Origin of the sequence: uncultured Adlercreutzia sp. (assembly GCA_910585575.1) — a bacterium.
GTDB lineage: Bacteria > Actinomycetota > Coriobacteriia > Coriobacteriales > Eggerthellaceae > Adlercreutzia.
The window spans coordinates 32,002-45,513 of sequence record CAJUFS010000005.1 but is presented as its reverse complement, the minus strand read 5'-3'; the positions used below and the strand labels follow the sequence as shown (position 1 = coordinate 45,513).

Below are 13,512 nucleotides of genomic sequence, written 5' to 3'. Positions count from 1 at the left end.
AGCTCTACCTGACTGAAAGAGATGCCATGGAAGCTACAAAACATCTGCCAAAGTCCGCGTCGGCAAGCCTGTCCGTTGCGTTGAGCGCCCTGCTGGTGCTTTCAGGGGCGCCCACGGCAGCGTTTGCCTCCTCCGCCCCTTCTCAAGAGCGCGCTGCAGCAAGTGTCATAAGCGGTACGTGGACGCTGGCCTATCATGCTACGAACGACGGCATTTGTGTTGATGGCGTTACGGCCGTGGGTTCCGGCGCGTTGGAGATACCCGACACCATAGACGGGCAGCCAGTGGTGGCCTTGGGCGCGGAAGCCTTCAAGGGGGTGGCAGCCCTCAAAGAGGTCAAGTTGCCATCCACTCTGAAAACGATGGGCGAAGCGGTGTTCATGAACTCGGGCTTGACGCGCATTACAATTCCGGCAAGTGTTTTGTACCTTCCCTGGCAGTGCTTCCGCGGCTGCACTTCTCTGGCGAATGTCACCTTCGAGGGCGCCACGATGAAGTACCTTCTCGATCAGGCCTTTTATGGATGCACCTCGCTTACCGAGCTGGCGCTGCCGTGCCTGACGGCTTACCCCACTTCTGCGGAAACGGGGGTAAATCCCAGCTTTTTGGCACGGGCTACAATTGGCGAGGACTGCTTCAATGGATGCGCTAAGCTTAAGCGCATTGTGTTCCAGGGGCCTGTGGCCTCGACGCAGCTTACCTATTTGGCCAGCACGAACTGCTTCGCCCAGTGTCCGGTGCTCACTGACTTCGTGTGCTTGGGCCAAACAGTGAGTTTCCCCATGGGAACGAGCCAGAATGCCATTCCGGTGAAGAACATGTACTTTACCCTCGATTTTTACGATAGCGCCGAGGGCGCCGAAAAGGGCACAGGGCTTTTGGGCTCGGCCACCTATCGGGGCGCGCAAATTGGCTCCGATGGAACAAAGAGCTATCCCATTGCCCTGCTCGCCTTGTTGAAAAATCCCGCGCAGTTTGCCTCGTATCGCTACAGCGGAAGTGCCGCATCCTTGCCCACGTGTCCGAGCGGAAAGGTCTGGGGTGTGACGGGCCATACCGTTGCCTGTGCTGAGACGAAGATGGCGGGCTCCTATCGCGTGGCGGCGGTTGAGCGCGAAAACCTCGACTATGGCTGGCTTTCGTCGCCGCGTCTTGATGCGGCCAACGAAGACCGCATCATTACGCCGGGGGCGACGAATATTTCAACGGTGACGACGACGTTCTATCGGGATCGGGCGGGCAAGGTGATCGAGCTTGACCGTCTCAAGGTGTGCGCGGCCGACGGATCGGTTCTCGATCCGTCCAAATACACACTGGTGTTCGAGGAAGTGACCACCGTAAACAAGCAATCCACCTATAAGACGATCAGCGCCTCCCAAATTAAACTCGGTGGCACGTACCGCGTTAAAGCCCGGGGCGTTGGCGCCTATGCGAAAACCGAGACGGCCCCGGCGACATTCACGGTGGCGGCCTATGCGCCCGAGGTGACCGATCTTGGCGACAGCAGTCAATCGCGCCGCCTGGGGCTGCTTATGGCCCGCGCTGCCGAGCAGGTTGAGGGCAGCCAGTTCAGCGTCGCGGTTTCGGGATCCCACTGGCAAGATCAGCTGGTGGGTGCGGCCTTGGCCGGTACAGGGCAAGGCGTGTTGCTGTACGATTGCGGAAGCGACTACTCCAACGAGATGACCCGTGCCTTCATTCAGACGGGGGCGACGGCTCTGCAGGCGGTGGGGTCGACAAGCCGCCTGCCCCAGTCGGCCCGTGCGTCGAGCGAGGCCTATCTCATGGATTACCTGCGCGAGCGCAATCTGGGTAAAGCGTCGCGCTACAGTAGCGACGGCACGCCGCAAAGCCTGGCCGATGAGGTGTACAGCACCATAAAGAAGGGACGCTGGGGGGTAACTTGGAGCGACACGGCGCTCGTTGTCCCCACGAAGAATGCCGGCAACATTCTGACGGTTGCCCAGTATGCCTACCAGAGGCAGGCCCCGGTGTTCTTCGCCAATGAGCAGGGCGCCCTCAGCTCGGCCGATCTGGGGTACCTGAAGGCAGGCCGCTTCAAGAAAATCGTCATCGCGGGAACGACGGCTCAGGTGTCTGCTAGTTGCGCTACGGCCATCAAGTCGTCTACGGGCGTTACGCCGAGCCGGTTTCTCTCGCAAAACAGCAACAGCGCGCTCAACAGCATCGCCGGCGCCAAGGCGATGCTTGCCGCGGGCGCGTCCTCGGCCCAGGTGGTTATTGCCGATGGTCGCAATGCCGCTGATGTGACGGCTGCCTCGGTGCTTGCGGGAAGCCTCAACGGCATTGTTCTCACCTGCGCCTCCTCGGCCGATGCTAAGCAGCTTCAGGTCTATTTGCAGTCGCTGATTGCTGAGAAGGGCTCCACGGCTATCGAAAACCTGTACTTTGTCGGGAACTTCTCTTCCTGGGGCAGCGATGTGCGCAAGCGCGTGCTTTCGCTGTGGGACAAGCCCGGCGCCACGGCCATTGCGAAGGGAGACACCGTTGAAGCCGATGGGCTCGTGTACAAGATAACGGGCACCGACACGGTGCAGCTTGTCGGCGCAACGACGATGGCGGCTTCAAGCCTGACGATCAACACGGTTTCCTATGCAGGCAAAACCTATCGGGTGACCTCCGTGGCGTCCGGTGCTTTGGCGGGTGCGACGGTGACGTCTTTGACGCTGGGCGCCCAAGTGTCGTCGATACCGGCGACGTTCTTCAAGTCAATGACGGGCCTGCGTAGTTTAAGCGTGCAAAACACCGGCGTTAAGACCATTGCCGCCTCGCAGTTCAGCGGCCTCAAAAACCTTTCCTCCGTTGCCTATGCCGCAAAGGTTAGCAGCATAGGCAGCAGCGCGTTTCAAGGCTGTACGGCCCTGAAAACGCTCAACGGGAATGTGCGCAGCGCTACCACCGTGGGGAAGAAGGCGTTTTACGGCTGCACAGCGCTGAGCAGCGTGTCGTTCCCGGCGGCGAAGAGCATCGGATCGGGGGCCTTCCAGGGCTGCACGGCGCTTAAGAAGGCCGCATTTTCGTCCAAATTGAAGACGGTAGGGGCTAACGCGTTCCGTGGTTGCAAGAAGCTTGCATCGGTATCGCTGGGGGGCAAGGTTGCCAGCGTAGGATCGGGGGCGTTTTTGAACTGCACGGCCCTGAAGTCCGTGACGCTGGGCAGCAAGCTGTCCACGCTTGGCGCTTCGGCGTTCCAGGGATGCACGAAGCTCGCTACGGTCAAAATTCCCTCGAAGTCTCTTAAGAAAATCGGAGCCAAGGCGTTCTACAACTGCAAAAAGCTTAAGGCGATTACCTTGGGCACGTCGAAGCTGACCGCGAAGCGCATTGGGTCCAAGGCCTTTGCCAAAACTGCTTCCAAGGCCGTTGTGAAAGTGCCTAAGGCCAAGGTGAAAGCCTATGGCAAGGCGCTTGTCAAAAAAGGCCTTTCCAAGAAGGCCACGGTAAAAAAGGGCTGATGAATCTTGAAGAACGATGAGGCTATGACGAACGTGTCGAAACAGGGATCGCGAAGCGCCGGCAAAGGGCCGCGTCGATGGCTCGCGGGGGCGATCGTGGCCGTCCTGATAGTTCTTGGGGTTGCCGCAGGCACGGCCTACGCCGTGGGAACGGGCTTTTGGGCTCCTCCCGGCGCCGCGGCAAAATACGACTTCGCCAGCTACGTGGGGGAAGACGAGGTGAGCGAGTACATTGCCACCTATCGTCAGCAAATGGGCCTGGCTGAGGTCACCGACGAGGAATGGGCCACGTTTCTCGCATCGAACGAGCTGACGCCGGAGCGCTTGCGAGAGTCGACGCTTTACAACCTGATCGCTGATCGATTAGTGGAGAAGAGGGCGGCCGAGGCCGGGCTGACCGTTTCCGAAGAGGAGATTGAGTCGTCTTTGGAGGCCTTAAAGGGCATGCTGGCTTTCGACGACGACGCGGCCTGGCAGGAAACCCTGGCCTCTTTCGGTCAAACTGAAGAGGGGCTGCGCGAGGTGTACCGTCTCGAGGGTTTGCGTCAGAAGCTCTGCGCCGAGCAGGTTCCGTGGCCGGAACCGACGAACGATCAAGTGAGGAGCGCCCTGAGCGCCTATGTGGCCCAAGAGCAGGAAGCTGGCCGCGACGCCGTGGTGAAGCACTCCTATTGCCTGCGCATGGCGAAGAGCAGCGCGGAAGGGTCGCTCGACGAGCGCCAAGCGGCTCAGCAGGTGCGTGACGAGTTCGCCCAGTCGGACAAGACCGCTGCGAGCTTCGCGGCCTTGAAGGAGGCCTACGGGGCATCGTCGGACGGCGATGGCGACTACGGCTGGTATGTGGACGAAGGAACCTACGCAGCGGATTACCAGACGGCGCTGGCAGATATGAAAGCTGGCGACGTGTCTCAGCTTTTGGCCGACGACGAAAGCTATTACTTTATTTGGGTCGATCAAGTGTGCGACACGGCAGCGGCGACGCAGGAGGGAAGCGCAGGAATCGAGGGGCTTCCGGATTCGCTGGCTCAGTACTTTGAGGATCGCGTGGCCACCGCTCTTTGGCAGACGGCGAGCGATGCCTATGTGGAGCAGCTGGTGGCAGATGCCCAGGTCGTGTACTTCCCCTTCCCGGAAGATGCCCCCTATAACGTTGACATGGCCGTGGCTCAGAAGGGGTCGGAGGCAGTCGATGGCACCGATGCCCATGCGACGGCGGAGGGTCAGGAGGGAGCCTCATGAGCGTGCAGTTGGGACAATGCGAAGATGGGAAGCGGCTGCTTTACGATCGTGCAACCTACCAGTTCTTTGTAGGGGCGCGACCGCTTGAATACGAGGACGTGGCGCGGCTGGATGCGCAGGGAAGGGTGAACTGGTTCGCCCTCGAGCAGCGCGATTGGTTCTACCGCATCGATCGAGATGCTCTGAGGGATCGAGCCGAGGCTGCTCGGGCCGACGCCCAAGAGGGCGATGCAGGGGATCCTTTCGAACAGGTGAGGCGCGACGCTCGGCGCAATGACAGCATTTTGGAGGGGCGCCTGGTGGAAGCGAACGACGCGCTGGTGCGCGCGGTGGCCGACAAGCTGGAGGCCCAGGGGCTGACGCTCCCGGCCACTGAGCGCGTCGCTTCCGAGAACCCCCTCGCAATCCAGGAGCTTCCCGACGGTATGGAGCCCCTCAAGCAAGTGGTCAAGCAAGAGGGAAGGTCGATGACGTTTTTAGAGCGGGTGCTTATGCGGCGCATTATCAAGAACGACGACAAGGCCAAGGTGCGGCGTGAGCGCCGAGGGCAGAGACAGGCAGAAAGGGGAGGGGCAGAAGTCGAAGAGGCAATGGCAGAGGTAGAGAGAGGCTAGGCACCCAGGATTTCGGGTGCGGAGACGGACCATCAACGAGAGAAGGAAAAGGCACTATGTGGATTGTTGGCGTGGTAGTAGCGATTGCGATTATTGCGATGGTGGTGATGGGCGTGCGCATTGTCCGCCCCTATGAGCGCGGCGTCGTGGAGCGCTTCGGTAAGTACAAGCGCACCGCCCAGTCGGGCTTCCGCTGGATCATTCCCTTCGTGGATCGCATGACCAAGGTAGACATGCGCGAGAACGTGGTGGACGTGCCCCCCATGGAAGTTATCACCAAGGACAACGTGGCCGTTACCGTGGATGCCGTGGTGTACTATCGCGCCACCGATGCCGTGAAGCTCATCTACAACGTGACGAATTTCTACCTGGCCGCCACAAAGTTGGCTCAGACCAACCTGCGTAACGTGATCGGTGAGCTCACGCTGGACGAGTCGCTGACGAGCCGCGAGACCATCAACGCCAATCTGAAGAACATACTGTACGATGCCACCATGCAGTGGGGTGTCGAGATTGTCCGCGTCGAGCTGCAGCGCATCGAGCCGCCGGCGGATGTGACCCAGGCCATGCATCGTCAGATGAAGGCCGAGCGTGAGAAGCGCGCCGTCATCCTGGAGGCCGAGGGCGAGCGTCAGGCGGCCATCGAGAAGGCCGAGGGCGTGAAGCAGTCCTCTATCCTGGAGGCCGAGGGTAAGGCCCAGGCCATCCGCGAGGTGGCTGATGCCGAAAAGCAGCAGCGCGTGCTGGCCTCCGAGGGCGAGGCTCAGGCCGTGGCCAACGTGCTCGAGCAACTGCACGCCGAGGATACCGACTCCTACATTGCCGTGCGCTACGTGGAGAGCCTGAAGGCCATTGCCGACGGCAACGCCACGAAGATCTTCATGCCCACCGAGCTGACGGGCATTGCCAGCGCCACGGGCATGATCGGCGAGCTGTTCCAGGGCAGCAAGGTGACCCCGCAGGTGAAGGCCGCCGAGCCCGGCCAGGTGCCCCCGCCGCCCGAGGTGCGTTAGACGGGATATTTGCTTCGACAAGGAAGCGCCTCCTGCGGAAGGCGCTTCCTTATTTTTTGGCGCGCGCCTGCACCGAGCCTGAGCAATAAAAAAACCGCCAAGAGGCGGTTTCAGCAGTTCAAAATGGTGCGCCGTGAGGGATTCGAACCCCCGACGTACTGATTCGTAGTCAGTCCCTCTATCCAGCTGAGGTAACGGCGCACTTCAAAACAGCAACGACTATTTAACCATGACCCTTTTAGGTTGTCAACGAGAAATTTGAACTTTTTTCGAAAGTGCGCCGCTCACCGCATAAGCGGCAAACGGAAGGTGACAAACCGCCCGCGTAGAGGGCATGGACGTTAGAATAGACCAATTACTTCAGAAGCGCTCCGAGGGAGGGAACAGCTATGGCCATGGAAATCGACGAGGCCGTCATTCGCGTCAAGAACCCCGCCGACCTGAACGAGGTCGAGCCCCTCGAAATTAGCGATGAGGAAGCGGCCCGTGTTCGCCTCTACGACAACTTCTATCAGGTGAACTCCATCGACCCTGAGTTCTACCGCACCTACGACGTCAAGCGCGGTCTGCGCAACGCCGACGGCACCGGCGTGCTGGCTGGCATGACCAACGTGTCCAACGTGCACGGCTACGTGGTGTCCGACGGTGAGAAGATGCCCGCCGAGGGCTCGCTGCGTCTGCGCGGATACGATATCTACGACCTGCTGGGCGATCTGGACCCCTCGCGCCGCTTCGGCTTCGAAGAAGTGGCCTACCTGCTTATTATGGGCGAACTGCCCACCCAAGAGCGCCTGGCCAAGTTCGTGGAGGTTATCGACTCCCAACGCGAGCTGCCCGACGGTTTCACCGCCAGCGTGCTCATGAACGACACGTCGCCCGACCTCATGAACATGATGCAGCGCTCCATTCTGCGTCTGTACGCGGCTGACGACTGCGCCGAGGACCGCTCACCCGGCCACGAGATTCACACGGCGCTCTCGCTCATCAGCCGTCTGCCGCGCATTATGGTGCTGGCCTACTACGCCAAGCAGGCCACCTTCAACCACGGGTCCATGATCATGCATCGCTTCGTGCCGGGCCAGTCCACGGCGGAAACCATCCTATCCATGCTGCGTCCCGACCGCCAGTTCACGCCGGAAGAGGCACGCATGCTCGACATCATGCTGTGCCTGCACGCCGAGCACGGCGGCGGCAACAACTCCACCTTCACCACGCGCGTGCTGTCCTCGTCCGACACCGACCCGTACTCCACCTATGCGGCGGCCCTGGGGTCGCTCAAGGGCCATCGCCACGGCGGCGCCAACCACCAGGTGCGCGCCATGCAGGCCGAAATTAAGGAGAACGTGGCGAACTGGGAAGACGACGACGAAGTGGCCGCCTACCTGGCGAAAATCGTGAACAAGCAGGCCTACGACGGCACGGGGCTGGTCTACGGCATGGGGCACGCGGTGTACACGCTGTCCGACCCGCGCGCCGTTATCGGCAAGCGCTTCGCCGAGCAGCTGGCCGCCGGCACCGAGTACGAGGCCGAGCTGAACCTGCTCAAGGCTATCGAGCGCCTCACTCCCGAGGTGTTCGCCCGCGAGAAGGGCTCCACCAAGGAGCTGTGCGCCAACGTGGATATGTACTCCGGTTTCATCTACTCCATGATGGGTATCCCGGAAGACCTGTTCACGCCGCTGTTTGCCTGCGCTCGCATGGCCGGTTGGGCGGCGCACCGCTTCGAGGAAATCGGCGCTGGCAAGCGCATCATCCGCCCCGCCTACAAGAACACCGTCCGCGGCACCAAGCCCTACGTGCCCCTCGAGCGCCGCTAGGGGAAGCCGCCAAGGCAAGAGTAAGAGCGCCTCGCGGAAATCACCGCGAGGCGCTTTCTTGTGCAAGGGGGAGGAGTGAACGCTGTTGCAGATGCAGGGCTCGCCGATGAGCGTCGGATTGTTCTCGGTGCGGCGGATTTCCTCGCTACGGCCAATGGTCGGATTCGGCTTGCCCGCGCGGGCGGCCGGGCGCGCGTAAGAGGTGGAGGCGTGGCGGGTTGTGCCAGACTGACGGTACAGCAAGGGAGTGTGCCGCCTCTGTCCCAGATCACTCCCCTCTGCTTCGTTGCCATCGTGCCGGGACTGGTCAAAAACGCCTCCAGGTTGATGCTTTTGCGCGAATGGATCCTTTTAAGGTCACAATTGCGTCGAGGCGGGGTTTGTGCGCTGACGTTGCCCATATTTTGACCAGCGTGCGGCCAAATGTGGTTTGTTTTCCATCCAAAAGGGCGAATCCGACGCATTGGCCGCTACAAAAGCCCCGCTTCGGCCGGTTTTCGACCTTAAAAGTCATTTTGCGAACCAAAGCTTCAACCTCGAGCGTTTTTTGACCCGCATCCAACAGTGGGCTCGGCTGCCGAATCCAGAAGTGGACTCAGCGCCCGAATCCAACAGCGGGCCCAAGACCCGCGCCTCGCGCCTCGCACCTCGCACCTCGCGCCTCGCGCCCCAGGCCCCATGCCAAGTTCTACTCGCAGCCTCGATCTCGGCCCAAGCGAATGGCGTCTTCGAGAAGCTCTTCAATGGCCCGCGCTTTTTCTCGATAGCGCTCGTCGTTTTCGAGATCGGCCAGGGCGTTGAGGTGCCGGTTGGCTACCCAGGCCATCGCTTCCAGCGCCTCGCGAGCCACCACCCGCCGCTCTTCGCCTTCAAGAAAAGTAACTAGGGCGTTTTCCCGTGCTTTGTAGAGGTTGGGCAGTTGACGAGCGCAGTCGAGGGCGAGCGTTTTACGGCCGAGCTTCCAGTAGGTGAAACAGATGTTGAACAGGGTGGCGCTGCGCATTTCGCTGTCAACGGGCAAGCGCAGAATGCGTTCCTGCACCTCAAGCGACTCGCGCAAGTTGTCCTCGCGCTCTTCAGCGGTGCTGCCGGCCTTCTCAAGTGAGGTGGACAGTTGAACCAGAAGAAGGGCGTCGTTGGGGAATTGCTCCAGGGCGCTACGCATCAGCTCAACGTTTTCAGCGTTGAGCCCGGCGTCGTTCTGAAGGCACCAGGTTTCATTGATGGCGGCATAGTCTTGGGTGCGCGAAGGAGGTGCGCACCCAAGAAGCTCGTCGGTGGAGACACTGAAGTGGGCAGCCAGGGCTGGAAGAAGGGTGATATCGGGCAGTCCTTCGCCGCGCTCCCACTTGCTGACCGATTGCGGCGTGATACCAAGAGCGCGAGCCACATCCTCCTGGGTCTGGCCGTGGGCGAGGCGAAGCGCGCGCACGTTCTCTGCGAGTTTCATGCTTGAGGCTCCTTTGGTAGGGGGTGGCTCGATTGTAGAAGGCGCGCGACGCTCTCGTCACGAACCGCTCAGGTGTAAAGGCGCAACTCCCTGTTGAGGAGCCTTCCCTCGCTAACGCTGGTATTTTGGCGAGCTCCCGTGCCGAGCGGCCGCCGAGCCTTTTCCTATGCCTGCACCTTCTTGGGCCGTCCCGCTTTGCGGGGCTCGTTGTAGCGCTTGCGCACGCTTTCGGTGCTGAGTAGCAGCATGTTTCCCACTTTGGTTGACTCGAGGACGCCGTCTCTTGCCATGGCATAAATGCGTGCATTGGAAACGCCCAGGATGTCAGCTGCCTCTTTGACCGTCATGGTTTCTATTTCGGGAACTTTGTCGGTGCATTCGACGGCGATGAAAACAACTTGGCCTCCCTCGGGAGCCTGGTTGTTCATCGTCGCCGGAGGAATGGCGTGTCCTTGGGCCCTTTCGGAGGAAATCCAAAGCTGCAGCAAGTCTTGCGCCATGTACACGGCATCATGTAGATCGTCGCCCTGGGTAACGATCTCGAGGTCAGGAAACGAGACTTCGTAGCCGTTTCCCCAGGGCGTTAAAAAAGCCTCGTAGAGATACTTCATGGAAAACGCTCCTCTTTGCATTGCCGCTATTTCAAGCCTAAAGCGCGCTTGATGGATCGCTCGGTGCCGGGAGACAGATCCCCTTTATGGCGTGGGATGGGGATGGCGTTGCCTTTGGGCCCATAGTAGATGTCGTGTTCGGCTCCATGGTATCCAAAGCGACCGCCCATCTTTCGAACAAGCCGTGCCGCCTCGCGCGCTGTCATCGGCATAAGAATCCTTTCGCAAATTGTATAAAGAGCCAACAAATAAAGCAATAAATATTGGTGATTTATATAATTTTTTAAACCCGATTCGGAATCATGAAAACAGTATGCACTGCGGCCGAAAGAACCCCTTCGGTCATAAACGAACCGCAGGGGAATATTCCCTGCGCTACAATGGCAGGCGACCGAAAACGGGCAGCTTCTGGCTGCGAACTGAATGGGCGTCAGGTTTCGACCAGCTTTCGCTGACATCCGCTGCTGACGCACTATCACTGAAGGAGCATCCATGAACATAGGGTTTATCGGGCTGGGGAATATGGCCACGGCTATCATCGGCGGCCTTTTGCGCGAGGGCACGGTGCTCGGCGCGGGCGAAGAGGCCATCACTGCGGCCAACATCATCGGCTCGGCAAAGACCGAGGCCACGCGCCGCGCCAAGGCCGAAGAGTTCGGCATTGCCGTTACCGCCGATAATCGCGCCGTGGTCGAGCAGGCCGACGTGGTAGTGCTGGCGGTAAAGCCGCAGTTCTTCCCCGAGGTCATCGGGGAGATTCGCGACGTTATTGGCGACAAGCTGGTCATCAGCATTGCCGCGGGTCTTACCCTAGAGCGCATCGCCGACCTGTTCGGTCGCGATGCGGCCACTATGCGCCTTATCCGCTGCATGCCCAACACGCCGGCCCTCGTGAATGCCGGCTGCACCGCTGTGTGCCTGGGGGAGGGTGCTACGGAGGCCGATGAAGAGACGTGCATCAGCTTGATGAGCAGTTTCGGTCGTGCCGTGGTTATCTCCGAGCGCCTGATGGATGCGGCCAGCGCGGTGAGCGGGTCGTCGCCGGCTTTCGTGTTCATGTTCATCGAGTCGCTGGCCGATGGCGCCGTGGCCGCCGGCATGCCGCGCGCCCAGGCCTACGAGTTCGCCGCCGCCGCCGTGGCGGGCAGTGCGCAGCTGGTGCTGGAAACAGGGCGTCACCCCGGCGACCTCAAGGACATGGTGTGCTCGCCGGGCGGCACTACCATTCAAGGTGTGAAGGCCCTGGAAGAGGGAGCCTTCCGTGCCAGCGTCATGAACGCTGTCGATGCCTGCGTGCGTAAGGCCCAGCAGCTGTAGCAAGAAAAAGCCCCGGGGCGCTGGTCCCGGGGCTTTATCGTTTCTGGCGGAGGCGGTAGGATTTGAACCCACGGTACCTTTCGGCACGACAGTTTTCAAGACTGCTTCCTTAAGCCACTCGGACACGCCTCCGTAGGGTAAACAGGATACCACAATGAACGGGCGGGCTATTCCTCAACTAGGTCGATCAGTTCCTGCTGGGAATGCACGCCCAGCTTCTCATAGATGTGGCGAATGTGCGTGGCCACGGTATTCTTCGACAGGTAGAGCGAGTCGCGGATGTAGGGCCGGCTGCGGCCCTGGGCCAGCAGCAGGAAAATCTCGGTCTCGCGTGCCGACAGGCCGAAGCGCTGGGCCACGGCGGTGCGGTGGGCCAGGATGGCGTCCATCTCCGCACCGTAGGAGGACACCACGGGAGCGGGGGCGCCTTCGGGGTTCTTTGCCGCAACCGGGCCGGCCATGGTACTCCCGTCAAGTGGCGCACCATGCCCCGTGCTTTCTAGGCCTGAAGTTTCCGACCCCGTGGTTTGGGCGCGCATCGCGGTCAAGGCTCGCTCGTCCTGCGGCACCAGCAGAGACGCCAGAATGAAGGCTCCCAGAATCACCAGGCAGGCAAACAGGCTTTCGCTGTTGGTGGCCAGCAGCTCGGCAAAGGGCTCAAGCAGCACATAGCCCAGAAGCACGCCGAAGTAACCGGCCCATTCGCCCCAGCCAATAAAAAACGCTGCAGGGCGTTGGGTGAGCTGGGCCAGCTTCACCACATAGAGCACGACGATGATCTCGATGCCCGTGAACACGACGTTCATGAGCACGCGCGAAAGGGCTGCTGCTTCGACAAAGGGCAGCGGTGCAGCAACTATGGCCACCACGAAGGGAATGGTAATCCAGCGGTAGAGCGCGGTGATGTTGACGCGGCGCGCGAAAAGCACGATGGATACCGAAAGGGCGATGGCGAAGAGCATGCCGGCCATGGTGGTGAAGGCCTCGTCTGTAGGGGAGAGCGGAGCGGCAACGATGGCCGCCGACAGGCAGGCGAGGACGTAGACGATCACCACCAGGACGAGCATGCGGGCGAAGGCGCGCAGGCTTACCGGGCCGGCCGCCTCGGCAGGCTCTTTTTCGGCTGGCGCAATGTGCCCCTCCTGAAAGCTGTGGCGCGATAAAACGAAGAGAAGCCCCGAAAGAAGGGGCAGGAGTACCAGAAGGAGCACGCCGATAGCGGGCGCAAGGGCGGGAATAACCAGGGTGCAGAGCAGCGTCGCCACGAATGACGCGGGTACGACGGTTTCGACAATGCCCATGTCCAGCCTGGAGAAAAGCGCGGTCCACAGTAGGACGAGCAAAGCGGGCCCGCAGCCCGTGCCGATGCCAGCCGCGATCACGCACAGCAGCCTGGCGGTGCCAACGGTCGATTCGGCGCCTAAGACCGCAATGGTGCCCAGCGAGCACAGCAACGGCGCAGCCACGGTTATCCAGCGTTGGTCGACCAAAGCGCGGGTACGGCCAGCGAAAGCGATGGCCAGGCAGGTAAGAGGCGTCAGCACGGCCGAAAAGAGCCAGCCGTCGCCACCCTGGAGCGTGCTCGGCGATCCGTCTCCCATGAACGGAATCTCCCACAGGCATGTGCTCCAGGCATAAATGAGGCCGAAGCCCAGAAGGCGCAATGGCAGGTTGGCGTCCATTCGCGCCAGAACCGCCCCCGCGCGGCTTGGGCCCGGACAGTGCGCTTGGCCTTCGCCCGCACCGCATCCCTTGCGCGCGCCTTGTTCTCCGCGCTCTTCGCGATCGGTGCGCGCCTTCTGCTCCGCGCGGGTGTTGTGCGCCATGACGTTCTCCCTCCCCTTTGCCTTCCACCTTAGGCAAAAACGGCTCGGCGGCCATCACCTCACCGCGGTGATTTTACCAAAGTCTTCCCAGTTCCAGGCCATCACCTCTCGTTGCGGTGATGCGCAAGACGTCCTCGCTCCGTAAAGTG

10 protein-coding genes and 2 tRNA genes are annotated in these 13,512 nt (G+C 61.0%); 6 read left to right on the top strand and 6 right to left on the bottom strand.

Going from position 1 to position 13,512, the window contains the following annotated elements; all coding sequences use genetic code 11:
• The first annotated feature begins 26 nt into the window (after positions 1-26).
• The 4 genes from QZ307_RS01160 (at position 27) to QZ307_RS01145 (ending at position 6,342) form a co-directional block, all read left to right on the top strand.
• Positions 27-3,476, top strand: coding sequence for a leucine-rich repeat domain-containing protein (locus tag QZ307_RS01160; RefSeq protein WP_295994535.1), 3,450 nt, complete (start codon positions 27-29; stop codon positions 3,474-3,476).
• A 96-nt stretch (positions 3,477-3,572) separates the two neighbouring features.
• On the top strand, positions 3,573-4,715 hold the full coding sequence (locus tag QZ307_RS01155) for a peptidylprolyl isomerase (protein WP_295994533.1): 1,143 nt from the start codon (positions 3,573-3,575) through the stop codon (positions 4,713-4,715).
• Entirely contained in the window at positions 4,712-5,329 is a 618-nt protein-coding gene (locus tag QZ307_RS01150) for a hypothetical protein (protein WP_295994530.1), read from the top strand. The genes QZ307_RS01155 and QZ307_RS01150 overlap by 4 nt, the downstream gene beginning before the upstream one ends.
• Before the next feature lie 56 nt (positions 5,330-5,385).
• Entirely contained in the window at positions 5,386-6,342 is a 957-nt protein-coding gene (locus tag QZ307_RS01145) for an SPFH domain-containing protein (protein WP_295994528.1), read from the top strand.
• Positions 6,343-6,466: 124 nt separating this feature from the next.
• On the opposite strand, the gene QZ307_RS01140 is transcribed toward QZ307_RS01145, so the two are convergent.
• A tRNA-Arg gene (locus tag QZ307_RS01140) sits at positions 6,467-6,543 on the bottom strand.
• Positions 6,544-6,731: 188 nt separating this feature from the next.
• Between QZ307_RS01140 and QZ307_RS01135 the strand changes: the two genes are divergently transcribed.
• Positions 6,732-8,159: a citrate/2-methylcitrate synthase gene (locus QZ307_RS01135; protein WP_295994525.1), complete on the top strand. Its 1,428-nt coding sequence runs from the start codon at positions 6,732-6,734 to the stop codon at positions 8,157-8,159.
• 688 nt (positions 8,160-8,847) lie between these two features.
• Here the strand turns inward: QZ307_RS01135 and QZ307_RS01130 are convergent.
• The 3 genes from QZ307_RS01130 to QZ307_RS01120 form a co-directional block, all read right to left on the bottom strand.
• Positions 8,848-9,609 carry a helix-turn-helix transcriptional regulator gene (locus tag QZ307_RS01130; RefSeq protein WP_295994521.1) on the bottom strand — a complete coding sequence of 254 codons (762 nt, stop codon included), beginning with the start codon at positions 9,607-9,609 and terminating at the stop codon, positions 8,848-8,850.
• 164 nt (positions 9,610-9,773) lie between these two features.
• Positions 9,774-10,220, bottom strand: a complete 447-nt coding sequence (locus QZ307_RS01125; RefSeq protein WP_295994519.1) for a type II toxin-antitoxin system HicB family antitoxin — start codon at positions 10,218-10,220, stop codon at positions 9,774-9,776.
• A 26-nt stretch (positions 10,221-10,246) separates the two neighbouring features.
• Positions 10,247-10,720, bottom strand: coding sequence for a type II toxin-antitoxin system HicA family toxin (locus tag QZ307_RS01120; RefSeq protein ID WP_295994516.1), 474 nt, complete (start codon positions 10,718-10,720; stop codon positions 10,247-10,249).
• Here QZ307_RS01120 and proC point away from each other — a divergent pair.
• Positions 10,713-11,537 carry a pyrroline-5-carboxylate reductase gene (gene proC / locus QZ307_RS01115; protein WP_295994513.1) on the top strand — a complete coding sequence of 275 codons (825 nt, stop codon included), beginning with the start codon at positions 10,713-10,715 and terminating at the stop codon, positions 11,535-11,537. The two genes, QZ307_RS01120 and proC, sit on opposite strands and share 8 nt — an antisense overlap.
• 44 nt (positions 11,538-11,581) lie before the next feature.
• On the opposite strand, the gene QZ307_RS01110 is transcribed toward proC, so the two are convergent.
• Positions 11,582-11,669 (bottom strand) — tRNA-Ser (locus QZ307_RS01110).
• Between the two features lie 35 nt (positions 11,670-11,704).
• The gene (locus QZ307_RS01105; RefSeq protein ID WP_295994512.1) at positions 11,705-13,363 is read right to left on the bottom strand and encodes a LuxR family transcriptional regulator; all 1,659 of its coding nucleotides are present in this window, start codon (positions 13,361-13,363) and stop codon (positions 11,705-11,707) included.
• Positions 13,364-13,512 lie beyond the last annotated feature (149 nt).